The following is a 22,138-nucleotide window of genomic DNA, read 5'->3' as shown; positions in this document are numbered from 1 at the left end:
AATGACCCGTTTCCGCGCGTTCCGCATCCACAACGACGACGCCGGCTACCGCGCCGGCATCGAGACCATGGACACCGGTGCGCTGTCGCCCGGCGAGGTGCTGGTCAAGGTCGCGTATTCCTCGGTCAACTACAAGGACGCGCTGGCCGGCACCGGCAAGGGCCGCATCCTGCGCACCTATCCGCTCAACGGCGGCATCGACGTGGCCGGCCACGTGGTCGCCTCGACCGATCCGGCGTTCAGGGAAGGCGACGCGGTGCTGTGCACCGGCAGCGGCCTGTCCGAGACGCGCGACGGTGGCTATGGCGAGTACGCACGTCTCGACGCGCGCTGGACGATCCCGCTGCCGGCGTCCTTGAGCCTGCGCGAGAGCATGATCCTCGGCACCGCCGGCTTCACCGCCGCACTGGCCCTGCTGCGCATGCAGGACAACCGGCAAACACCGGCGCTCGGCCCGATCGCGGTAACCGGCGCCAGCGGTGGCGTCGGCATGCTGGCAATCGACATCTTCAGCCGCGCCGGTTACGAAGTGCACGCGATCAGCGGCAAGCCGGACCACTTCGACTTCCTGCGCAGCCTCGGCGCCACGGACTGCATCGACCGCCACCAGCTCGCCTTCAGCGGCAAGCCGATGGACTCGGCCCGCTTCGGCGGCGCGCTGGACAACGTCGGCGGCCGCATGCTCGCCGGCCTGCTGCCGCTCATCGCGCCCTACGGCAACGTGGCAATCTGCGGCAACGCCGGCGGCATCGCGTTCGACAGCACGGTGATGCCCTTCATCATCCGCGGCGTGAGCCTGTTGGGCGTGGCTTCGGCCGGCACCGCGCGGGACATTCGCGACGACATCTGGCGGCGCCTGGCCAGTGAGTGGAAGCCGCGGCACCTGGAGCGCATCGGCACGCGCGACATCGCACTGGAAGAGTTGCCGCAGGCGTTCGAGCGCATGCTTGCCGGTGATTCCTTCGGGCGCACGCTCGTGCACATCGACCATCCGGTTTGACAGCGACGTGCTTGGAAGTACCATCGTCACGCCTTAGAATCATCGAAACCCGCAGGGAACCCCCAACCCATGGCACGCATCCTGATCGTCGACGACTCCCCCTCCCAGTTGCTGGGCATCAAGCGGATCGTCGAGAAACTCGGGCATGAGACGCTGTCGGCCGAAGACGGCGCCGCCGGCGTCGAGGTGGCCAAGGCGGAGCTGCCCGACCTGATCCTGATGGACGTGGTCATGCCCAACCTCAACGGCTTCCAGGCCACCCGCACGATCAGCAAGAACGCCGACACCGCGCACATCCCGATCATCCTGGTCACCACCAAGGACCAGGAAACCGACAAGGTGTGGGGCATGCGCCAGGGCGCCAAGGCCTACGTGACCAAGCCCATCAAGGAAGAGGAACTGGTCAAGGCGCTGGACGAATTCCTGCCCCACTGACCCGTCTCCCATTTGCACGAAAAACGGCGCCCGCGGGCGCTGTTTTTCGTGAAGCGGCCGGCCGGAGGTCGGTCAGCCGGCGCGGTAATCCTGGTACGACTTTTCCTCGACCAGCTGCGAACCGAGCTTGAGGTTGATCGCGCGTTTGAACGCGGCGCGCTCGTCGTTGCGGAAATACACCGAGCGGGCCAGCTCGATGAAGTCCCGGTCGAACTCCTGCGCGCGTTCCTTCAACCGGATCTTGTCCTCGATATCCCACAGCAGCTCGTTCACCGCGAGCAGACTGGCGCGCTCCTCGCCGATGTCGATCCGCGACGCCGCGTCGTTGGCCCAGATCGCGTTGAGCAGGTCCAGCTCGTTGCGCACGTTGGCCAGCTTGGCGTCGTCGGTCATCCGTCGCGACTTGATTTCGAGGATGGTGATCTTGTCGATCAGTTCGCCGTGGGAAACGGGGGTCTGGATCAGGCTCATGCTCGGCTCCGTGGAAGTGTGTTTCAAACCGTGGCGCGGAAGGCGCCCTGCTGCACCAGCGCGCAGGCCGCGGCCACGTCGCCGTCCAGCGCGCGATCGCGATGCATGAAGGCAATGCGCTGACGCAGGATCGCGTGTGCCTGACGCACCCGTGCGCCCGCGTGGAAATCGCCGGCGCCGGTCAGGGCATCGGCGAGCTGCTGCACCTCGGCGACGAACTGCTCGTAGTGCGGCTGGCCCTCGCGCGGCGCATTGGCCACCTTGGCCGCCAATGCCTGCCAGCCGCCGCGGCGGGCCAGCCGGCGCGCGGCGTTGAGCATTTCCTGGCGGTAGTCGAGCGCCTGCGCCGCGGTGTACAGCTCCAGCGCCAGCGCGTGGCTCAGATCCTCCACCATGTCCAGCACGTGGCGGGCTTCGTTCGCCCCCATCGAAACGTGATCCTCGGCGTTCGCGCTGGTCGGCACCGAATACACACTGGCCGGATGCGCGCGCGTGGCGAGGTCGTTGACCAGGGCCGCGGCGGTGTACTGCACGATCATGAAGCCGGAGTCGGTGCCGTCCTCGTTTCCGGTGAGGAAGGCCGGCAGGCCGTCGTTGTTGGCCGGGTCGACCAGCTTGTTGAGACGGCGCTCGGAAATCGACGCCAGCACCGGGATCGCCGCCTTCACGTAACTCATCGCCAGCGCCAGCGGCATGCCGTGGAAGTGGCCGGCAGAGATCACCTGCTCCTCGATGAACTGCGCGTCCGCGTTGTCCGGGAAGATCAGCGGGTTGTCGGTGACCGAGTTGAGCTCGATGTCGAACACGCGGCAAGCCTGTGCCCAGGCATCGCGTACCGCACCGTGCACTTGCGGCATGCAGCGCAGGCTGTAGGCATCCTGCGGCTGGTGCTTCTTGCCGCCCTTGAACGGCAGGAAGCGCTGGTAGAACGCCTCGCGGCCGTGGCGCTGGTTGGCAGGCACCCAGTCCCAGCCGATGTCGAAACTCAGCGCCTGGTCGTCCGGCTCGCTCCAGGCATCGGCGCTCCACGGCTTGAAGCGCGGCACCAGGTGATACGGAATGTCCAGCAAGGTGGAACCGTCCAGCAATTCGCGCACGTGCGCCGCAGTCTCGACTTGCCCGGGATGAGGACGCAGCGCATGCACCTCCGGTCGCAAGGCGCCACTGCGGCCGGCGAAGGCGTCCAGTGTCATCGCCGCGGCGAGATCGGCGACGTCCAGCAGATCGCCCAGCACGTCCAGCGCCAGCGCGCCGGTGGCGAGCATCTGCGCGGTGCCGTTGTTGAGCGCCAGCCCTTCCTTGAACGACAACCGGATCGGCTTGAGGCCGGCACGCTCCAGCGCCTGCGCGCCCGGCATGCGCTCGCCTTCGTAGAATGCCTCGCCGCCGCCGAGCAGCACGATCGCCAGATGCGACAGCGGTGCCAGGTCGCCGCTGGCGCCGACCGAGCCCTTCTCCGGCACCACCGGCACCACGCCGGCATTGAGCATCGCGGCGAGCGCTTCCAGCGTGCTCACGCGGATGCCCGAGTGGCCGCGCATCAAGGTGTTGATGCGGATCACCAGCATCGCGCGCACCACCTCCGCCGCAAACGGTTTGCCGACGCAGACGGCGTGCGTGATGATCAGGTTGTGCTGCAACTCCTCCATCAGCGTGCCTTCGGCGGACTGATGCCCCGGCAGCTCGTCGCGCACGCGATGCGCGCCCAGCAGCTTGTCGGCGTTGCTGCCGAAGCCGGTGGTCACGCCGTAGGTCGGCTCGCCGCAATTGACCTTGTCGGCCAGGAAATCGGCGGCGCGCTGCACGCGCTTGAGCTGCGCCTGATCCAGCGCCACCGATGCGCCCTGCCGCGCCACCGCCACCAGTTGCGTGCGCGTCAGGCTGCTGCCATCGAGAAGAATCGTTTCACCCACTGCAGTAATGCTCCACGTTGTTGCCGTCATTCCCGCCAACACGGGAATGACGGCGTCAAAGGCAATAGCGCCCTCACCCCATTGCCGCAGCCTGCTCCAGCTCCACCCGCAGCGTCTTGACCAGTTCGCCGCGCGCCACCTCGAACTGGTCCTCGCGGCGCAGGTCCTTCACCGTCACCACGCCGCGGGCGAGCTCGTCCTCGCCCAGCACCACCACGAAGCGGATGCCGGCGCGGTCGGCGTACTTGAACTGCTTGCCCAGCTTGCCGCCTTCCAGCACCACCTCGGTGGCGATGCCGGCGCCGCGCAGCTCGCCGGCCAGCGCGAGATAGGCCGGCAGCTGCGCCTCGTCCATCTGGGTCACCAGCACCTCGACGGTGCTCTTCGCCGTGTCGATCAGGCCGGCGTCGCGCAGCTGCCAGTAGAGCCGGGTCAGACCGATCGAGATGCCGACGCCGGGCAGGTGCGACTTGGTGTACTGGCCGGCCAGGTTCTCGTAGCGGCCGCCGGAGCAGATCGAGCCGATCTGCGGGTGGTCGTTCAGCGTGGTCTCGTAGACGGTGCCGGTGTAGTAGTCGAGGCCGCGGGCGATCGACAGGTTCAGCGCGTAATGTGTTTCCGGCACGCCGAACGCGTGGATCAGACCGAGCACTTCCTTCAGCTCGTTGCGGCCCTGCTCCATCGCTTCCGGGCCGGCGCCCAGCGCATCGAGCTTGTCTAACGCGTCCTGCAGCGAGGTCGAGCGCACCTGTACGAAGGCGAGGATGCTGGTGGCAACCTCGGTGCTCAAGCCGAACGCTTCGCCGGTCAGCGTGTCGCGCACGTAGTCGGCGCCGCGCTTGTCCAGCTTGTCCACCTCGCGCAGCACCAGCATCTGCTGCTCGCCGTCGACGATGCCCAGGCTCTCGAAGTAGCCGCGCATCAGCTTGCGGTTGTTGAGCTGGATGGTGAACGGGCCGATCGCCAGTTCGCGGAACACGCTGTAGATCACCGCCGGGATCTCGGCGTCGTAGCGCACCGACAATGAGTCCTTGCCGATCACGTCGATGTCGCACTGGTAGAACTCGCGGAAGCGCCCGCGCTGCGCGCGTTCGCCGCGGTACACCTTCTGCATCTGGTAGCGGCGGAACGGGAAGCTGAGGTCGCGCTCGTGCTCGGCCACGTAGCGCGCCAGCGGCACGGTGAGGTCGAAGCGCAGCGCCAGTTCGGGCATGCCCTCATCGGCCTTGCCCAGCGCGCCGGTGGACTGCACGAAGTACACCTGCCGCTCGGTCTCCCCGCCGCTCTTGGTCAGCAGCACGTCGGAGTATTCGATCACCGGCGTCTCGATGGCGAGAAAGCCGAAACGCTCGTAATTGCGACGGATCACGTCGAGCATGCGCTGGAACGCGATCTGGTCGAGCGGCAACAGCTCGAGCACGCCGGGCATGGTGCGGGCCGGGGTAAGCGCCATGGAATCCTCTGCTGACGATGGGACGGGTCGCCGTGCGAGCGACAGCGACGGCAGCCGTCAAGATTAGCAGAACGAGGCGATTTCCCCCGCGGGCACGCGGCGGTAACGACGCAGCCGGGGCCACCTTCCCGCCGCAACCAACACTTGGCGAACCGCCTCGCACGCTGCTAAGATGCGCCGCTCACGTGGGGCGGTAGCTCAGCTGGGAGAGCGTCGCGTTCGCAATGCGAAGGTCGTGGGTTCGATCCCCATCCGCTCCACCACGTCATGCAAGAGGCCGGATCGTCCGCAACCGAGGGCGCCGGCCTTTTTCCTGTCCGGCCCGCACAGGCGTACCATCGGCCCCGACCAGCTCCGCGTCGGGGCGGTGCACGCAAGAGCATGACGGGGACCGGATCATCCTTTGCCGAAGGTTCGACGGACGCCCTGTTCGCCGAAGTCTACGCGCGCCTCAAGGCGATGGCCGCCCGGCAACTGAATCGACGCCAGGGCGCCACGCTGGACACCACCGAGCTGGTGCACGAGCTGTACCTGCGCATCGGCCAGAACGAGGCACTGCACTTCGAACACCCGGCGCAGTTCTTCAGTTACGCCGCGCGCGCCATGCGCCACCTGCTGACCAACCGCGCCCGCGACCGGCTGCGCCTGCGCGCCGGCGGTCAATGGATGAAGGTCACCTTGGACGAGGACGATGTCCGGCTCGCGCTGGATACGGCCGCCCAGGCGCTGACGCTGGATGCCGCGCTGAACGCGCTGGAACAGACCGATGCGCGCGCCGCCCGAGTGGTGGAGCTGCACTATTTCGCCGGGCTGGGCCTGCAGCAGATCGCCGACACCCTCGGCCTGGCGCGGCGCACGATCGACCGCGACTGGCGCTTCGCCCGGGCCTTCCTCAAGGCGCACATGGACTGAGCCGGTCACGTCGCAATCGGGCGCGCAGCGGGGTTAAACGCAGGCAGGTCATTCGGCAAGGGCGCTCCACGTGGACTCCACACCGACATTGCGCGAGTTGTTCGAAACGGCGCTGCAGTTGAGCGGCGCCGCGCGCATGGACTGGCTGGCCGCGCACTGCCTCGACCCGCAACAGCGTGAAGAGATCGAACGCATGCTCAGCGCCGACACCGCCGACGACGACTGGCTGCCCGGCGACGCCGTCGACGCGGCGCGCGTGATCGGCGAGGCCGGTGTCGCCGCGGCGATGCCGCCGGGCAGCCGGATCAACGCGTTCGAACTGATCGAGGTGCTGGGTGAAGGCGGCTCCTCCACCGTATTCCGCGCCGCGCGCCAGGAAGCCGGCGTGCGCCAGGAGGTCGCCCTCAAGCTGCTGGCGCGTGGCCTTTACACGCCGGCTGCGCGCGACCAGTTCCGGCGCGAGCGCGAGGCGCTGGCGCGGCTGCGCCATCCGGGCATCGCGCGGCTGATCGAGGGCGGCATCACCGAACAGGGGCTGGCCTATATCGTGCTGGAACTGGTCGATGGCGTGCCGATCACCGACTACGCGCGCGATCGCCGCCTGCCACTGCGCCCGCGTCTGCTGCTGTTCCTGAAGGTGTGCCGCGCGGTGGCCGCAGCACATCGCGCGCTGATCGTGCATCGCGACCTGAAGCCTTCCAACGTGCTGGTCACCACCGACGGCGAGGTGAAGCTGCTCGACTTCGGCATCGCCAAGCTGCTCGACGACCGCACCGATGACGCCACCCGCACCCAGCACCGCGCGCTCACGCCGGCCTATGCCGCGCCGGAGCAGTTCTCCCGCGAGCCAGTGACCACGGCCACGGATGTCTATGCGCTCGGCGTCCTGCTCGACGAACTGCTGTCGGGCCGGCGACGGACTGCCGGCGAGACCGGCCCGCCGTCCACGCGTTCGGACGCCGTCTCGCGCAGGAGCAACTCGCGCACCGCGCGAGCATGGCGGCGCCAGTTGCGTGGCGACCTCGACAACATCGTGCGGATGGCCACCGCCACCGACGCAGAGCGCCGCTATGCCTCGGCCGGCACGCTCGCGGACGACATCGAACGCCACCTCGATCACCTGCCGGTGCTGGCGCATCCGCCCTCGCCCTGGTATCGGGCCGGCAAGTTCATCGACCGCCATCGCGGCGGCGTGGCGATCATGACGGTGCTCGTGCTCGCCGTGCTCGTCTCGCTCTCCACCGCGCTGTGGCAGGCGTACGTTGCGCGCCAGCAAGCCATCCGCGCGACCATGATGCGCGACTTCGTCGAGGACCTGTTCGCACCGATCCAGTACGGCGTTGCCCCCGCGAAACAGCCCAGCCTCGGCGAGCTGCTGGCGCGCGGCGTGGCAAAGCTCGACCACTCGCCGCAACTGGACGACGCCGGTCGCGTGGACCTGCTGGCGATGTTCTCGCGCCTGTACGAGAACCTCGGCGAACCCGCGCAGTCGCGCAGGCTCGCAGACCGGGCCGTTGCCCTGTCCGCGCGAGCGCTGGCGCCCACCGACATCGAGGCGATCCGCGCGCTCACCGCACGCGGTTACGCCGAGGTGCGCACGGAGGATTTCGCGGCCGGCGGCGCCGACCTGCGCCTGGCCCGCCGGCGCATGCGCGCGCAAGGCATCCATGGCGAGGACCTGATCCGCCTGCTCGGCCCGCTGGCCGCGGTCGAGAACAGCGAAGGGCATGCCGACGCCGCGCTGCAACTCTCCCGCGAAGCGCTGTCGGAGCGGATCGCCACCTGGGGACCGGACGACGCCCGCGTCGGCATCGGCTACAACGACGTCGCCTCCGCGCTGGAAGGCCTGGCGCGCTACGACGAGGCGATCCCGATGTGGCGCAAGACCCTGCAGTTCGAACTCGCGCATTTCGGCCCGTCCAGCAACGAGTCCACGCTGGCGCTGGCCGGCCTGGCCTCGTCCGAATATCGCGCCGGCGACTGGGCGCAGGCGCACCGGCATTTCACGCAAGCGCTGGCGCTGTACACGCGCCATGGCGGCCAGCCGCAACTCACCCAGGTGTACGCGGCGCAGAAGGCGTGCGTGCTGGAAGGGTTGCGCGCCGATCGTGCCGCTGCGCAGGCGCGTTGCCGCCAGGCGCAAGCATGGTCGGCGGACGGTTTCGGAGAAACCAGTGCGCTGCATGGCGATTCGCTCGAAGCCACCGCGTTCGGCCTGGAGGAAGCCGGCGATCTGGCCGGTGCGCGCGAATTGTTTGCCGCCGCGCGCCAACGCTACGGCGACAGCCCGGCCAATCGCATGCGGGTCGGCCGCATCGACAGCGAACTGGCCGGCATCGACCTGCTGGAGGGCCATCCCGAACAGGCACGCACACTGCTGCCGGCGGCGATCGTCGGCCTGCGCACGCGTTCCTGGCCGATGCCTCCGCTGATCGCCGAGGCGCGCTTGCTGCTCGCCTGCACCGAGGCTCCCGGCGCGGGGTGTCCCGACGATCTCCAGGCCAGCGTCGATCGCGACGTGGCTGCCGCCGCTTCGCGCCACGACCCGCAGCTGCTGTGGGTGCATACGCTGCGCGCCCGGGTCGAACTGCTGCGCGGCGAACCGGAGCTGGCCAGGACCGAGCTGGCCACCGCGATCGCCAACGCCGCCCGCGAATTGCCACCGGCCCATCCACGCCAGCTTGCCGCGCAGCTGTGGCTGGCCATTGCAACGGCGCGCACGGGCGATTGCGCCGCGGCATCGGCCAGGGCACGAGCGGCCAGCACGATCATCGAAGCGAACCGGCTTGCCGCCCATCCCGGGCTCGCCGGCCCGCAGGCGATGCTGCGTCAACCCATCGCCACCTGCGTCGCCTTGCCGAACTGACGGGAAACCCGTCACCTCCTCGGCAACCCGCTGTCCACATGGTTCACGCGCCTGGTCTGGCGCATGTCGCAATTGCCGCCGCGTCGGTGTTCTGCGCAGTGTCCACCCGCGCAAGGGGCGCGCGTGCGCACGAGCTACCAGGGAGGTCGACCACCATGTTTCATCATCACGCGATCCATGCGGCCGCGCGGCAGCTGGCTGCCGTGGCTGCACTCTTGCTGCTCGCGTTTGCCGGCATGGCGTCGGCCCAGGACGGCCGCCCGGTGCCGGCATCAGCAGACAACGCCGTCACCGCCGACCCGTCCGGCTGGCTGCAGACCAGCACGCCCAGCGGCCGCATCGACATCGACAACCCGTTCTTCGCCAGCCTCGGCAGCAACGGGCGCTCGTGCGACTCCTGCCATCGCCAGGCGGAGGGCTGGACGATCTCCGCCGCCGAGGTGCGTGAACGCTTCCGGCAGAGCAACGGCACCGACCCGATCTTCGCCCTGGTCGACGGCGCAGTTTCGCCGCTGGCGGACGTTTCCAGCGTCTACGCGCGGCGCATCGCCTACGCCATGCTGCTCAAGCGCGGCGTGCTGCGCATCGGCATGCCGATGCCGGCGCACGCCGAGTTCAGACTCACTGCCGTGGACGATCCCTACGGCTACGCCAGCGCGCGCGAGTTGTCGCTGTTCCGCCGCCCGCTGCCAGCCACCAATCTCATCTGGGACACCGCAGTGATGTGGGACGGACGCGAGACCTTTGCCCCGTTCAAGCCGCCGATGGATGCCGGCATCGACATCGGCGACATCGACGCCAGCCTGGCCTCGCAGGCGCGCGATGCCATCCTCGGCCACGAGCAGGCGGGCAGCGTGCCGGATGCCGCCGTCATCGACCGGATCGTCGAGTTCGAATCGCACCTGTTCACCGCGCAGTCGATCGACCGGCAGGCCGGGCGCCTCAACGACGACGGCGGCATGGGCGGGGCCAGCATCCTGGGCCAACAGCGCTTCTGGGTCGGCATCAACGACACTTTCGACAACGATCCCACCGGCGAACCGTTCGACCCGCGCGCCATGCGCCTGTTCGACAGCTGGAACGATCCGCGCGCGTCACTGAGCCGCGACCCGCGCGATCGCGCACGCGCCGCGATCGCCCGCGGCGAGCAGTTGTTCAACCACATGCCGATCGACATCAGCGGCGTGGCCGGCCTCAACGACGTCACCGGCGTGCCGGTCATCCACGGCAGCTGCAGCAGTTGCCACAACGCGCCGAACATCGGCAACCACTCGGTGGCATTGCCGGTAAATATCGGCATTGCCGACGCCAGCCGGCGCACGCCGGATCTGCCGCTGTACACGCTGACCCGCTACAGCACCGGCGAAGTGGTGCGCACCACCGACCCGGGCCTGGCCATGCTGACCGGCAAGTGGGCCGACATCGGCAAGTTCAAGGGACCGATCCTGCGCGGCCTGGCCGCCCGCGCGCCCTACTTCCACAACGGTTCGGCGGCGACGTTGATGGACGTGGTCGATTTCTACGACAGCCGCTTCAACATCGGCATGAGCGCCGGGCAGAAAAGCGATCTGGTGGCATTCCTTTCGGCGTTGTGAGAGCCGGCCGGCAACTCAGCGGCTCGACGTCGCGGGCTGCGCCGAGCCAAGTCGTTGTTCGACGGCGGGACTGAGGCCGCGCATGAAGCGTTCGACGGCATCGGTGTAATCCGTAGGCAAGCCGAGCTCGGCATTGATCTGCCCATGCGAGAGGCCTTCCTCCAGCACGCGAGCCTCTCCATCGAAAGACTTCGCCTTGCGCACGAAATCGTGCGCACGCGGGCAGGACTCCCGCCGCTCGCTGGAGCACACCGCCAGAAACGGCGCCATGCGGCCACGCATCTGCTGGTACGGCGATGCCGCCAGCCAATCGGCGGGCTGCGAACCGAAGGCATCGTCGTACAGGCGCGGGTGCCGGCCCTGCATGATCTGCACGACATCCAGCGCGGCGCTGTCCAGCGAGACCGTGCCCAGCCAGGGCTGCGCGCCCTGCTCGCGCGCCAGCGCCGGTTCGGCACTCAGCAGGGCCACCAGATGCGCGCCGGCCGAATGCCCCATCAGGATGAACGCGCGAGGATCGGCTCCCCAGCTCTGTGCCTTGCGTTGCGCCAGTGCCAGCGCGCGGGCCACATCCTGCGCCTGCTGCAGCGGCGTTGCATCCGGCAGCAACCGGTAGTTCGCCGAAATGACCACGAAGCCGCGCGGCAACCAGCGATCGACCTTGTTCTGGGCCACGCCACGCGCCGCCTTGTCGCCACGCCGCCAACCGCCACCGTGCACCATGAAGATCACCGGTGCTGCGCTGGCATGCGCCGGCAGATACACATCGAAACGCTGGCGCGGATCGCTGCCGTAGGCCACGTCCTGCACCAACCGTGCGCCCGGCGGCAAGTTCACCGGCCCGCGCGATTCGTGCTGCGCCGTTGCACCATGCCGCTGCAACAGCCGCTCGCGCAACGCACCGGATTGCGCCGTCGCCACCAACGGCAACAGCGCCAGGCTCATCCATGCGAACGATTGGAACGCCAAACGAAAGTTGCGACCCATCATCCTCTCCCGGAAGCCACGAAGCCAAAACTCTCGCGCGCCACGCCGGCGCACGTCGCCCGCCTTCAACGGATCGCGAGCACCCGGGTTGACTCGCCGCACGCGGCACGGCCCTTCAGTCCCGTTCCCGGGCAGACGGGGCCGTCGCTGCAATCGGCATCCGATGCGGGCGGGCCAAGGACCAGTGCCCGCATACAAAAAACCCATCAGGCGAATCACTCGCCTGATGGGTTTGCATTGGTGGAGGTGGCGGGAGTCGAACCCGCGTCCGAAGGCGTTCAATGCCCGGATCTACATGCTTAGCTCACCGTTCGATCTCGTTTCGCGACAAGCACGGCGGGCAAAGCGCACCGCGAAACCAGCCTGATTGATCTTGCCTACGACCGCCAGGCGACAGTCTTCAGCGATCTCATGATAATGACCCTACACCGACGAGCATGAGCACAAGTGGGTTCGGGGCTTACGCCTTAAGCGGCGAGAGCGTAGTTGTCGTCGTTGGCAACTATGAGTTTGCTGCTGGATTAACGAGGAAAGCTGCCCCCTCGGCATGCACCAAGCCATCTCACTGCCCCCGTCGAAGCCAGAACACCCCCGGGGAAAATGGTGACTCGCGCGAAGTATATGGGTCCGTCGCCGGCAACCGCAATCGAGGCTGGCGCCGTTCGCGCGATCCGTTCATGTCCGGCCGCGCGGTCTTGACGGGGACGCATCGGCAAGCGCCTTGCCGTGGGCCATTTCGAAGCGCGAACCTCGCTCCCATGGCAGGTCCGATTCGGCGGAGTGTTGTTCAGGCGCGAGGGCAACGTCTATACTTGCGCGGTTGCATCACCCAAGTCGCCGTACCAGTGGGAATGAACTCGATGACTCGATTGCACATGCTTGGCCTCGTTGCGGCCACGGCTCTTTTCGCTGCAACCAGCGCCCATGCCGAAGGCGACAAGGCCGCCGGTCGCAAGCTGGTGTATACCTGCGCCGGCTGCCATGGCGTGCCCGGCTACACCAATGCCTATCCGCAATACCCGGTGCCGAAGATCGCCGGCCAGAACGAGCAATACATCGTCAACGCGCTGCATGGCTACCAGAGTGGCGACCGCAAGCATCCGACCATGGATGCGCAGGCGCAGAGCCTGTCCGACACGGACATCCAGGACATCGCCGCCTATCTTTCCAGCCTCGCCAAGTAATCGCCAAGGATCTTCCGCATGAACCGTGTGCTTACCCTGATCTCCTTCGGCGCCGTGCTGGCATTCGCTTCCACCGCAGCGCTCGCCAACGGCAATGCCGCCAACGGCAAGACGAAGGCCGCCACCTGTTTCGCCTGCCACGGCACGGACGGCAACTCGGTCGATCCGCAATACCCGCGGCTGGCCGGCCAGTACAACCTTTATCTGCAGCAGGTCCTGCACGAGTACAAGAGCGGCCAGCGCGACAATCCGATCATGAAGGGCATGGTGGCCACGCTGTCCGACCAGGACATCGAAGACATCTCGGCCTACTTCTCCAGCCTGCCCGGCAAGCTGGACACGCTGAAAGGTCATATCGGCGGCGACAACTGAAGCTCGCCGACGTGGCAACAAGAGGCCCGCCATGCGGGCCTTTTTGTTGACTGCGGGATAGGCGGGCCCGGATTCAGGCCATCGCCGACTTGCCCTCGTGCCGGCTGTAGTACGGTTTCTCGCCGCCGGAGTGATCGGTGGCGTCGCGCACCGCGGTGACTTCGGGGACCTGCTCGCGCAAGGTCTTTTCCACACCTTGCTTCAAGGTGACATCGACCATGCCGCAGCCATGGCAGCCGCCGCCGAACTGCAGCACCACCGCGCCATCGGCATCGACTTCCAGCAAGGTCACCCGCCCGCCATGCGACGCCAGCCGCGGATTGATCTCCGCCTCGATCACGTAGCGCACGCGCTCGATCACGCCGGCATCCACGCCGGGCACGTGCCCCTTGATCTTCGGCGCGCGGATGTTGAGTTGGCCGCCGGTGGCGTTGGGCTCGAAGTCGATGCTGGCCTGGTCCAGCCAGCTGGCGCTGTCGCCATCGACATGGAACTCGAAACCGGCGCACTCGATCGTCCATTCGCCACCTGCCAGATCGGCAGGCTCGCAGAACTCCAGCTCGCAGTTGGCCGCCGGCGTGCCCGGCGCCGTGACCCGCAGGCGAATGCCCAGCCCCTCGATGCCTTGCTGGTCAAGCAGGCGCAGGAAGTGCTGCTGCGCCCGCGGGGAAATGTCGATCATGCCTGGCTCCGCTGTTCATGGACCGAGGGCGGCAAGCCCTCACCGGTGAATCAGCACCATTTTAGTCCAGTTTCGAGTCCAATGGCTGGCGTCGCCATGCGCTTTGACTTTTCGCGTGCCAGCTTCGACCCTTCCCTTCTCACTTCAAACCTGCATGGAGCCTTGCGATGAACGCCACCGAACTGTCGAACCAGCACTGCCAACCGCGCAAGGGCAAGCAGCACGCGCTCGCTGCCGAGGAAGCCGCCAAGCTCCTGCGCGCATTGCCGGGCTGGCAACTGCGCGAGGACGGCAAGGCCATCGTCAAGGATTTCAAGTTCGAGGATTTCCACCGCACCCTGGGCTTCATCAATGCCGTGGGCTTCATGGCCAACCACGAGGATCACCACCCGGACATCGAAGCAGGCTACGGCCATTGCCAGCTGTTGTGGTCGACCCACGACGTGGGCGGGCTGTCGATGAACGACTTCATCTGCGCCGCGCGGGTCGATGCCCTGCTGGCGCGCTGAAAGGTTGTGACTTTTCAACCTCGAAGTCCGGCCAGGGCGAGGGCATGGATGCCCGAGTTGAGGCAACGCATGGAGCGGTCGGCCGATCGCCGGACGCGGAGCAGGCCCGCCAGTGTCTGATTCGCGTGAGCGAGTCCGGGCATGTACCGGGCTCGCGATAGAAGAAAACCACAGGAAGTGGTTGTCTTCACAAGTGCTGATCAGAAGTCGGTACGCGACTTCTCGCGGGTGTAGACCAGCCGCTTGCCCTTGACGGCCAGCGTGTCGAGGAAATCCTTCAGGTCCGCCGGCAGCGGCGCCGAGAAACTGTAGGAACGCCCGTCGAGGTCGAAGCTCAGGTGGGCCGCATGCAGGAACATTCGGTGCAGACCCATCTCGCGGTAGCGCTTGTTCATCTCGCGATCGCCGTACTTGGGGTCGCCAGCCAGCGGATGGCCGATGTGCGCCGCATGCACGCGAATCTGGTGGGTGCGGCCGGTTCCCAGGGTGGCCTGCATCAGGCGCGCGCTGGGGTACTGCTCCATTTCGCGGAAGAAAGTCAACGACGGCTTGCCGCTCTCGGCCACCCGCACCATGCGCTCGCCACCCTGCATGATCGACTTCAGCAGCGGCGCATTGACGTCGAACCTGGCCTTGGCCGGGTGTCCCAGCATCAAACACAGGTACTGCTTGGTAACCTCGCCGGCCCGGATCGCCGCCTGCAGCCCGGTCAATCCCGCCCGGGTACGAGCTAACACCAGCACGCCGCTGGTATCGCGGTCGAGCCGGTGCACCAGCTCCAGGTGTTCCTGCGGACGCGCCGCGCGCAGCAGCTCGATCGCCCCATGGCTGATCCCGCTGCCGCCGTGGCTGGCCACGCCGGCCGGCTTGTCGATGACCAGGAAATGCTTGTCCTCGAAGATGACGGCCTCGGCGACCTCGGCCACCTGCCCCTCGGCCGGCCCCCGACCCTCGACCTTGTCGGCCATCCGCACCGGCGGGATACGCAGCGTATCACCGTCAGCGAGACGCGTATCGGGTTTGGCCCGTTTCCCGTTCACGCGCACCTGTCCGGTGCGCAACAGTCGGTAAATCATGCTCTTGGGTACGCCCTTGAGCAGGGTCACCAGGGCGTTGTCGATGCGCTGCCCGTCGCGCTCCGGGCCGATCTCGACTTGACGTACACCGTGAGGTGCGTCCCGGGAAGTTGCCGTCTGCATTGAAAAAAACCTGCTTAGATAGGATACTCGCCGGGCGCTGGTTTCCATCCGTCTGTTGCCTGGATCGGGTGGAGTGCCCGCCCGTGACGTCGGCGAGGATTGCGCCGGTTGCCCTTGGGGTAGCCGGTCGCGGCTCCCTTTCATCGTAACGGTTTGGGCTGGTGTTTGTCCGTTGCCATACGGCATTGCGACAGCAGGCGCAGCTGACCGAATCATCCCCGACACCGGCAACGGTGCCGTTTTTTTGCCGCTTAACCGCTGCGGCGCGATTCCCGGCAGGCCGCCATTCCAGGCGCCACCGTGGCTCGCGACGCGCGGCCAAGCCGAGGATAACCACCATGAAACGCATGTTGATCAACGCGACTCAGCGTGAAGAGTTGCGCGTGGCCATTGTCGATGGCCAAAACCTGTACGACCTGGACATCGAAATCCCTTCGCGGGAGCAGAAAAAGTCCAATATCTACAAGGGCCGAATCACCCGGGTCGAGGCTTCGCTCGAGGCCTGCTTCGTCGAGTACGGCGCCGAGCGCCACGGCTTCCTGCCGCTGAAGGAAATCTCCCGCGAGTACTTCACGCCGGGCCTCGACCACCACAAGTCGAGCATCCGCGAGCTGGTCAAGGAAGGCCAGGAAGTGGTCGTGCAGGTGGAGAAGGAAGAGCGCGGCAACAAGGGCGCTGCGCTGACCACCTTCATCAGCCTGGCCGGCCGCTACATGGTGCTGATGCCGAACAACCCGAAAGCCGGCGGCGTGTCGCGCCGGATCGAGGGCGAGGACCGGCAGGCGCTGAAGGAGGCGCTGGACCACGTCACCGTGCCGGATGACGTCGGCCTGATCGTGCGTACCGCCGGCCTGGGCCGCGACGCCGAAGAACTGCAGTGGGACCTGGACTACCTGCTGACCCTGTGGAAGTCGATCTCCGAGGCGGCCGGCAAGCAGAAGGCGCCATTCCTGATCTACCAGGAATCCAAGCTGTTCATCCGTGCCCTGCGCGACTACCTGCGCAGCGACATCGGCGAGATCCTGATCGACGACGAGCCGCTGTTCAACGACGCGCGCGAGTTCATGCAGCAGGTAATGCCGAACGCATTGCGCAAGCTCAAGCTGTACCAGGACGACACCCCGCTGTTCACCCGCTACCAGATCGAGACGCAGATCGAAAGCGCGTTCGACCGCCAGGTGCGGCTGCCGTCGGGCGGCTCGATCGTGATCGACCAGACCGAGGCGCTGACCGCCATCGACGTCAACTCGTCGAAGGCGACCAAGGGCAGCGACATCGAGGAGACCGCGTTCAACACCAACTGCGAGGCCGCGGTGGAAGTGGCGCGCCAGGCACGCATCCGCGATGCCGGCGGCCTGATCGTGATCGACTTCATCGACATGGACAGTCCGCGCCACCAGCGCGAGGTGGAGGATCGCCTGAAGGAAGCGCTGAAGCTCGATCGCGCCCGCGTGCAGGTCGGCCGGATCTCGCGTTTCGGCCTGCTCGAGATGTCGCGCCAGCGGCTGCGCCCCAGCCTCGGCGAAGCTACCCAGATCACCTGCCCGCGTTGCGAAGGCCACGGCCATATCCGCGGCGTGGAATCGCTGTCGCTGTCGACCCTGCGCCTGATCGAGGAACACGCAATGAAGGACAACACCGGCCAGGTGCTGGTGCAGGCTCCTTCGAGCGTGGTCAATTTCCTGCTCAACGAAAAGCGCGCCAGCGTGGTGGAGATCGAACTGCGCCACAAGGTGCACGTGATGATCGTCGCCGACGAAAAGCTCCAGACCCCGCACATCGAGATCCAGCGCATCCGCGAAGCGGACATGGGCGAGCACAGCAAGCCCAGCTACGAAATGCTCACCGCTGTGACCGCCACGGACTTGCCGAAGATGGGCCAGACCCTGGGCAGCGGCGAGCAGCCCGCCGTGAGCGGCATCGTGCCGGGCAGCCCTGCCCCGGTGCGCGAGGAAGTGCCGGCCCCGGTGGCGGCAACGCAGCCGGCGCCGCGACGCCCGATGCCTGCCCCGCGTGCTGCCATCGCCGCTCCGACCGGCGGCCTGCTCTCGCGCCTGTTCGGCTGGTTCCGCAATGCCGAAGCCGCCGCGCCCACGCCCGCCCCGGCACCGACCAGCAGCGCACGCAATCGCCGCGAGGACAACGGTCCGCGCAACGCCACGCGCGGCACGAATGGCACGCAGGCATCATCCGCCCGCCAGCCGCGCCGCGACTCGCCATCGCCGCAAAGCCAGAAGTCCGGCGCCCAGCAGCAAGCGCGCAACAATCGCCAACGCACCAACGAAGCGGCGTCGCGTTCGCCCGCTCAGCCGCAGAGCCAGAACGCGCGTGCCGAGCGGCCGGCCAGGCCCGCGCCGGCCGTCGAGTCCGCCGCCGCGTCACGCCCCGAACGCGCACCGCAACAGCCGCGTCCGGAGCGGGCGCCGCGCCCCGAGCGTGCCGAGCGCGCGCCCATCGAGGCAACGGATGAGGCTGCCAAGGCCGCAGCCCTGCTCGCCGCCGGTGCCGCCGAAGTGGTTCCGACGGCGCCGGGCGAGAACGAGAATCCGACCGACTCGGCAGCCGAGGGTGATGCCGGCACGTCGCGTCGCCGCCGCGGCCGCCGTGGCGGCCGTCGCCGTCGCCGTCATGACGACACGACCGCCGTCGACGGTTCGCTGGATTCGACGCAAGCCGAAGCCCTGGACGACGAGGACCGCGACGAGCCCGGCAAGGCGCCGGCTACCGCCGACACCGTGACCGCCGCGGCGCGCCGCACGCCACGTCCCGCCGCGACACCGGATGCGCTGGCCGCAGCATCGAAGGAGACGGAGTCGCACCCCGCTCCGGCCCCTGCCGGCATCTCCGCCGTGACCGCACCTTCGTCGTCTGCACCGACGAGCGCGCGGGAACCGGCAACCGACAAGATCCTCTCGGCGACCGGCACCGTGCCTTCCGACAAGTCCATGGACAAGCCGGCTGTTGCCTTGCCCGCCGCCAGCTTCATCCTGCCGACGCTGCCGCCGATCCCCGATTCCGCTGCGCCATCGACCGATGCCGAACCGGCGCCGGCCCAGGCCACCCTGTCCGCTGCCGCGACGCCACCGCGCAGTGCCGATACCCAGGTTCGGGTCGAGTCGCCGCTGCCGCGCCATGCTGATCGCGTCGCTGTTGATGCGACGTCCCTCCGCCCGGAACCGGCGGTGGCCCAGACGGGGGCATCCAGCCTGCCCGCCGGCCCGCGGCCGACCGAATCGCCGGTTCGCGTGGCAATCGCTGCGGCACCGGTGGCCGCGCCATTGGCGACTCCGACGCCGGCCACCCCAGCGGCCGACACCGTTCGGCCGACCACCGCGCCGGCGTCGCCTGTCGTCACGCCTGCCACGACACCGCTTGAGCCATCCACGGGCCCGACGACCCACCCGCAGGCACCGGTCGCCGCATCGTTGCCCAAGCAGGGCGACCTGCTCGCCTCATCCGGCAACGCGACGCCTCACGTCCAGGCAAGCGAAGCCGACAAGCCGCGAGCGGAGCCGCGGCCGGAGGACGGTCGTTCGAGTGGTGAATCGCACGGCTGATCCACCCGAGTGTCGAAACGAAAAAACCGGACGCGAGTCCGGTTTTTTTTTCGTGCCTGGAATCCGGTACCGGCGATCAGCGTACCGAACCGCGTTCAATTGCCGACGTGATGGCTGGGCGTGTCGATCAGTCCGTGCACGGTCATCAGATGCGCGAGGCTGAGCACATGGTCCACCTGCAACTTCTCCATCAGGCGCTGCTTGTAGGTCGAGACGGTTTTCGGGCTCAGGTTGAGCTGCTCGCCGATGATCGTGAGCGGCTTGCCGCGCACCAGCATCATGGCCACTTCCAGCTCCCGGCTGGAGAGCGCATCGAACGGCGAGGCGCTGCCGTCGAGCGTGGCCAACGCAAGCTGCTGGGCCACCGCCGGGGCCAGGTAGCGACGCCCGCCAGCCACCTGTCGCACGGCCGCCACCAGCTCGTCCGCGTTGCACCCCTTGGTCAGGTAACCCAGCGCGCCGGCATCGAGCAGGCGCTTGGGGAAACGCGCGTCATCGACCACGGTCACGATGACGATGTGGGTCGACAGCTTGGATCGGTTCACCCTTTCGGTAAGCTCGATCCCGCTCATCCCGGGCATGTGCACGTCCACCAGGGCGATGTCCGGCGACAGGTTGCGAATCAGGCGCAAGCCTTCTTCCGCACTGCCCGCCTCGCCGCTGACCTCGATGTCCGGCTGCTGTTTCAGGATCATCCGAAAGCCGGTGCGCACCAGCTCATGATCGTCCACCAGGACCACACTGATCACGTGACGCCCTCCTTGGTTGGGTTGTTTGAAAGTAGGCCGGCTGCCACCCCATTGCAAGCGGCCGGCACAGATTCTTGCACTGAACTGCACCGACCGCGCGCGCCCGCCAATCAGGCCCCTGTGCAGCGGGTGTCGAGGGCCGGATGCATCCCCCGACCGTCGACCGCCTTCGCGAAACGGGCCAGCACGACATGCCCGCGCGCACCCGCCATCTCGACGCGGACCGGCTGGCGCGAACGCCGGTGTTCGTCACGCGCAACGGTTCGCGCCAGTTCGATCGCCTGCCGCAGCGGCAACTGGCTGAACAGTGCGGCGTCGTGCCGACACACGCTCCAGCCGTATCCCGAGCAGCGCAGCGAAATCGTCAGCATGCAGCCATCCCCTTGCATGACGCCGGACATCAGCCCCCAACCCTCATCCCCGCAAACGCAGGCAGGATGGCACGCCAGTCCGCTGCCGATATGTCGGTGCAATCCTACGGAAGCTGTGCGGAAACTCGCCGTGCACATGCCTGGAACGATCGAGATGCAAGCGCCATGGCCCACGCAGCCATCGAACGAAAAAGCCGCCTTGCGGCGGCTTTTCGCGATCCTGGCCGCAGATGGCCAAGGTCAGGGTTGGTGCCGAGAGGGGCATAACAAAGCAAGTATTTGCCGCACTTATACGTCAGCAATAAAAAACATACTCACATAGTTACTCACTTCTTGCAGAGATATACTGATCCGGATGTCCTGCAGATGCCGTGGCATATGCCGCGGCTATTGCCATGGCATCAAGGCCAACGTCGATTGCACATCCCGCCTGAGACTGCGTAGGCTTAGTTGTATACCAAAGAAGGTCATTAAAGACTGCTACTGAATCGCCCCGGGTTCGGTGGAGGCTCCAACTCTTGAGAGAATGGAGCCATGAACAAGTCTACGAAGTTTTCCCCTGAGGTCCGCGAGCGCGCGGTGCGCATGGTGCAGGAGCACCGCGGCGAGTACCCCTCGCTGTGGACGGCGGTCGAGTCGATCGCCCCGAAGATCGGTTGTGTGCCGCAGACCTTGCTGAACTGGGTTCAACGCCATGAGATCGACACTGGCGTGCGTGAGGGCGTGACCACCGCCGAAGCGAAGCGCGTGAAGGAGCTGGAGCGCGAGAACAAGGAGCTGCGCCGGGCCAACGAGATCCTGAAGCTGGCGAGCGTTTTTTTTGCCCAGGCGGAGCTCGACCGCAAACTCAAGTCCTGAGGGCCTTCGTCGACGCGCATCGCGCCACGTTCGGGGTCGAGCCGATCTGCAAGGTGTTGCAGATCGCCCCGTCGGGCTATCGGCGGCATGCCGCGCAGGTGCGTGAACCGCACCGTCGCTGTGCCCGGGCCAAACGCGACGCGTTGCTGCTGCCGGAGATCGAGCGCGTCTGGCAAGGCAACATGCAGGTCTACGGGGCCGACAAGGTCTGGAAGCAGTTGGGCCGCGAAGGCATGACGGTGGCCCGTTGCACGGTCGAACGCCTGATGCGTCGACTGGGCTTGCATGGTGTCGTGCGTGGCAAGGTGGTGCGTACCACCGTCAGCGATGGCAAGGCGCCGTGTCCGCTGGATCGCGTCAATCGGCAGTTCCGTGCCGAGCGGCCGAACCAGCTCTGGGTCTCGGACTTCACCTACGTTTCGACCTGGCAAGGCTGGCTCTACGTGGCCTTTGTCGTCGACGTGTTCGCGCGCCGCATCGTCGGTTGGCGTGTCAGTACCTCGATGAAGACCGACTTCGTGCTCGACGCCCTGGAGCAGGCCCTCTACGCACGCCAACCGGAGCGGGACAGTGCCTTGATCCACCACAGCGATCGTGGATCGCAATACGTGTCCATCCGTTACAGCGAGCGCTTGGCCGAGGCAGGCATCGAGCCGTCGGTGGGCAGCAAGGGCGACAGCTACGACAACGCGCTCGCCGAGACCATCAACGGCCTCTACAAGGCCGAACTGATCCACCGCCGAGCGCCATGGAAAAACAGGGAAGCCGTGGAACTGGCCACGCTGGAATGGGTGGCCTGGTTCAACCATCACCGCCTGCTCGGATCGATCGGCTATATCCCGCCGGCCGAGGCCGAGGCAAACTACTACCGGCAACTCGCCAGTCAGGCAGCCACCGTGGAGGCCTGACTTAAACCAAACAGCCTCCGCGAAACCCGGGGCGATTCAGTCGACAAGATCTTGCCAGACTACAGAGAGCGTAAGAACTGGTTACGCGATCGTGGGGCCGGACTGGATATCTAATTG

Annotated in this window: 18 protein-coding genes, 1 tRNA gene, 1 other RNA gene and 1 other annotated feature; of the genes, 11 read left to right on the top strand and 9 right to left on the bottom strand. The window is 67.1% G+C overall.

The window, feature by feature from the left end:
• Position 1: 1 nt before the first annotated feature.
• Both ACFCQI_RS15930 and pilH read left to right on the top strand, forming a co-directional pair.
• Positions 2 to 1,000, top strand: a complete 999-nt coding sequence (locus tag ACFCQI_RS15930) for a YhdH/YhfP family quinone oxidoreductase (RefSeq protein WP_395118326.1) — start codon at positions 2 to 4, stop codon at positions 998 to 1,000.
• A 69-nt stretch (positions 1,001 to 1,069) separates the two neighbouring features.
• Positions 1,070 to 1,435 carry a twitching motility response regulator PilH gene (gene pilH / locus ACFCQI_RS15925; protein WP_136258582.1) on the top strand — a complete coding sequence of 122 codons (366 nt, stop codon included), beginning with the start codon at positions 1,070 to 1,072 and terminating at the stop codon, positions 1,433 to 1,435.
• Between the two features lie 72 nt (positions 1,436 to 1,507).
• Here pilH and ACFCQI_RS15920 read toward each other — a convergent pair whose 3' ends face one another.
• The 3 genes from ACFCQI_RS15920 to hisS are packed head-to-tail and all read right to left on the bottom strand — an operon-like array spanning position 1,508 to position 5,272.
• The gene (locus ACFCQI_RS15920) at positions 1,508 to 1,906 is read right to left on the bottom strand and encodes a DUF6165 family protein (RefSeq protein WP_395118325.1); all 399 of its coding nucleotides are present in this window, start codon (positions 1,904 to 1,906) and stop codon (positions 1,508 to 1,510) included.
• Positions 1,907 to 1,929: 23 nt separating this feature from the next.
• A complete protein-coding gene (gene hutH / locus ACFCQI_RS15915) occupies positions 1,930 to 3,849 on the bottom strand; it encodes a histidine ammonia-lyase (protein ID WP_395118323.1) in 1,920 nt (639 codons plus the stop codon).
• 43 nt (positions 3,850 to 3,892) lie between these two features.
• Entirely contained in the window at positions 3,893 to 5,272 is a 1,380-nt protein-coding gene (hisS, locus tag ACFCQI_RS15910) for a histidine--tRNA ligase (RefSeq protein WP_395118321.1), read from the bottom strand.
• Between the two features lie 187 nt (positions 5,273 to 5,459).
• Here hisS and ACFCQI_RS15905 point away from each other — a divergent pair.
• The 4 genes from ACFCQI_RS15905 to ACFCQI_RS15890 all read left to right on the top strand — a co-directional run bounded on the left by ACFCQI_RS15905 (position 5,460) and on the right by ACFCQI_RS15890 (position 10,645).
• A tRNA-Ala gene (locus ACFCQI_RS15905) sits at positions 5,460 to 5,535 on the top strand.
• Positions 5,536 to 5,653: 118 nt separating this feature from the next.
• Positions 5,654 to 6,184 carry an ECF-type sigma factor gene (locus ACFCQI_RS15900; protein WP_395118319.1) on the top strand — a complete coding sequence of 177 codons (531 nt, stop codon included), beginning with the start codon at positions 5,654 to 5,656 and terminating at the stop codon, positions 6,182 to 6,184.
• Between the two features lie 70 nt (positions 6,185 to 6,254).
• Positions 6,255 to 9,050 carry a protein kinase gene (locus tag ACFCQI_RS15895; RefSeq protein WP_395118317.1) on the top strand — a complete coding sequence of 932 codons (2,796 nt, stop codon included), beginning with the start codon at positions 6,255 to 6,257 and terminating at the stop codon, positions 9,048 to 9,050.
• 155 nt (positions 9,051 to 9,205) lie between these two features.
• Positions 9,206 to 10,645 (top strand): hypothetical protein, encoded by a 1,440-nt coding sequence (locus tag ACFCQI_RS15890; RefSeq protein ID WP_395118315.1) that lies wholly within the window; start codon positions 9,206 to 9,208, stop codon positions 10,643 to 10,645.
• A 15-nt stretch (positions 10,646 to 10,660) separates the two neighbouring features.
• Here the strand turns inward: ACFCQI_RS15890 and ACFCQI_RS15885 are convergent, their stop codons facing one another.
• Together ACFCQI_RS15885 and ssrA are read right to left on the bottom strand one after the other, a co-directional pair.
• Complete coding sequence (locus ACFCQI_RS15885; RefSeq protein ID WP_395118313.1) at positions 10,661 to 11,590, bottom strand: alpha/beta hydrolase; 930 nt, start codon at positions 11,588 to 11,590, stop codon at positions 10,661 to 10,663.
• Positions 11,591 to 11,870: 280 nt separating this feature from the next.
• Positions 11,871 to 12,225, bottom strand: a transfer-messenger RNA (tmRNA) gene (gene ssrA, locus ACFCQI_RS15880).
• 267 nt (positions 12,226 to 12,492) lie between these two features.
• Here ssrA and ACFCQI_RS15875 point away from each other — a divergent pair.
• Positions 12,493 to 12,816 carry a c-type cytochrome gene (locus ACFCQI_RS15875; RefSeq protein ID WP_395118311.1) on the top strand — a complete coding sequence of 108 codons (324 nt, stop codon included), beginning with the start codon at positions 12,493 to 12,495 and terminating at the stop codon, positions 12,814 to 12,816.
• Between the two features lie 18 nt (positions 12,817 to 12,834).
• Positions 12,835 to 13,188 carry a c-type cytochrome gene (locus tag ACFCQI_RS15870; RefSeq protein WP_395118309.1) on the top strand — a complete coding sequence of 118 codons (354 nt, stop codon included), beginning with the start codon at positions 12,835 to 12,837 and terminating at the stop codon, positions 13,186 to 13,188.
• 73 nt (positions 13,189 to 13,261) lie between these two features.
• Here the strand turns inward: ACFCQI_RS15870 and ACFCQI_RS15865 are convergent, their stop codons facing one another.
• Positions 13,262 to 13,870, bottom strand: a complete 609-nt coding sequence (locus ACFCQI_RS15865; protein ID WP_395118307.1) for an NfuA family Fe-S biogenesis protein — start codon at positions 13,868 to 13,870, stop codon at positions 13,262 to 13,264.
• A 167-nt stretch (positions 13,871 to 14,037) separates the two neighbouring features.
• Here ACFCQI_RS15865 and ACFCQI_RS15860 point away from each other — a divergent pair, with 167 nt between their 5' ends.
• Complete coding sequence (locus tag ACFCQI_RS15860; protein ID WP_395118305.1) at positions 14,038 to 14,379, top strand: 4a-hydroxytetrahydrobiopterin dehydratase; 342 nt, start codon at positions 14,038 to 14,040, stop codon at positions 14,377 to 14,379.
• A gap of 200 nt (positions 14,380 to 14,579) precedes the next feature.
• Here the strand turns inward: ACFCQI_RS15860 and ACFCQI_RS15855 are convergent, their stop codons facing one another.
• Positions 14,580 to 15,578, bottom strand: coding sequence for an RluA family pseudouridine synthase (locus tag ACFCQI_RS15855; protein WP_395121382.1), 999 nt, complete (start codon positions 15,576 to 15,578; stop codon positions 14,580 to 14,582).
• Positions 15,579 to 15,916: 338 nt separating this feature from the next.
• On the opposite strand from ACFCQI_RS15855, the gene ACFCQI_RS15850 reads away from it, so the two are divergent.
• On the top strand, positions 15,917 to 19,135 hold the full coding sequence (locus ACFCQI_RS15850) for an Rne/Rng family ribonuclease (protein WP_395121381.1): 3,219 nt from the start codon (positions 15,917 to 15,919) through the stop codon (positions 19,133 to 19,135).
• Positions 19,136 to 19,230: 95 nt separating this feature from the next.
• Here the strand turns inward: ACFCQI_RS15850 and ACFCQI_RS15845 are convergent, their stop codons facing one another.
• A complete protein-coding gene (locus ACFCQI_RS15845) occupies positions 19,231 to 19,884 on the bottom strand; it encodes a response regulator (protein WP_395118303.1) in 654 nt (217 codons plus the stop codon).
• Between the two features lie 110 nt (positions 19,885 to 19,994).
• Positions 19,995 to 20,255, bottom strand: coding sequence for a hypothetical protein (locus tag ACFCQI_RS15840; RefSeq protein ID WP_395118301.1), 261 nt, complete (start codon positions 20,253 to 20,255; stop codon positions 19,995 to 19,997).
• A gap of 534 nt (positions 20,256 to 20,789) precedes the next feature.
• Between ACFCQI_RS15840 and ACFCQI_RS15835 the strand changes: the two genes are divergently transcribed.
• Positions 20,790 to 22,021 (top strand): IS3 family transposase gene (locus ACFCQI_RS15835; protein ID WP_395118299.1). Its coding sequence is split into 2 segments (ribosomal slippage): positions 20,790 to 21,078 and positions 21,078 to 22,021, totalling 1,233 coding nucleotides; the frame shifts between segments, so codons are not numbered across the junction.
• Positions 21,068 to 21,184 (top strand) — a sequence feature (AL1L pseudoknot). It overlaps the preceding gene by 117 nt.
• Positions 22,022 to 22,138: the final 117 nt, after the last annotated feature.

The organism is Rhodanobacter sp. FW102-FHT14D06 (genome assembly GCF_043950705.1).
GTDB lineage: Bacteria > Pseudomonadota > Gammaproteobacteria > Xanthomonadales > Rhodanobacteraceae > Rhodanobacter.
The sequence above is the reverse complement of the archived record's forward strand: the minus strand, read 5'-3'. Positions and strand labels throughout refer to the sequence as shown.

Bases quoted from the DNA above. Each gene is read 5' to 3' on its own strand.
- ACFCQI_RS15865 (WP_395118307.1), bottom strand. From the start codon at position 13,870: ATGATCGACATTTCCCCGCGGGCGCAGCAGCACTTCCTGCGCCTGCTT.
- hisS (WP_395118321.1), bottom strand. From the start codon at position 5,272: ATGGCGCTTACCCCGGCCCGCACCATGCCCGGCGTGCTCGAGCTGTTG.
- pilH (WP_136258582.1), top strand. From the start codon at position 1,070: ATGGCACGCATCCTGATCGTCGACGACTCCCCCTCCCAGTTGCTGGGC.
- ACFCQI_RS15920 (WP_395118325.1), bottom strand. From the start codon at position 1,906: ATGAGCCTGATCCAGACCCCCGTTTCCCACGGCGAACTGATCGACAAG.
- ACFCQI_RS15885 (WP_395118313.1), bottom strand. From the start codon at position 11,590: ATGAGCCTGGCGCTGTTGCCGTTGGTGGCGACGGCGCAATCCGGTGCG.
- ACFCQI_RS15900 (WP_395118319.1), top strand. From the start codon at position 5,654: ATGACGGGGACCGGATCATCCTTTGCCGAAGGTTCGACGGACGCCCTG.
- ACFCQI_RS15930 (WP_395118326.1), top strand. From the start codon at position 2: ATGACCCGTTTCCGCGCGTTCCGCATCCACAACGACGACGCCGGCTAC.
- ACFCQI_RS15875 (WP_395118311.1), top strand. From the start codon at position 12,493: ATGACTCGATTGCACATGCTTGGCCTCGTTGCGGCCACGGCTCTTTTC.
- ACFCQI_RS15870 (WP_395118309.1), top strand. From the start codon at position 12,835: ATGAACCGTGTGCTTACCCTGATCTCCTTCGGCGCCGTGCTGGCATTC.
- ACFCQI_RS15850 (WP_395121381.1), top strand. From the start codon at position 15,917: ATGAAACGCATGTTGATCAACGCGACTCAGCGTGAAGAGTTGCGCGTG.
- ACFCQI_RS15840 (WP_395118301.1), bottom strand. From the start codon at position 20,255: ATGCTGACGATTTCGCTGCGCTGCTCGGGATACGGCTGGAGCGTGTGT.
- hutH (WP_395118323.1), bottom strand. From the start codon at position 3,849: ATGACGGCAACAACGTGGAGCATTACTGCAGTGGGTGAAACGATTCTT.
- ACFCQI_RS15890 (WP_395118315.1), top strand. From the start codon at position 9,206: ATGTTTCATCATCACGCGATCCATGCGGCCGCGCGGCAGCTGGCTGCC.
- ACFCQI_RS15860 (WP_395118305.1), top strand. From the start codon at position 14,038: ATGAACGCCACCGAACTGTCGAACCAGCACTGCCAACCGCGCAAGGGC.
- ACFCQI_RS15855 (WP_395121382.1), bottom strand. From the start codon at position 15,578: ATGCAGACGGCAACTTCCCGGGACGCACCTCACGGTGTACGTCAAGTC.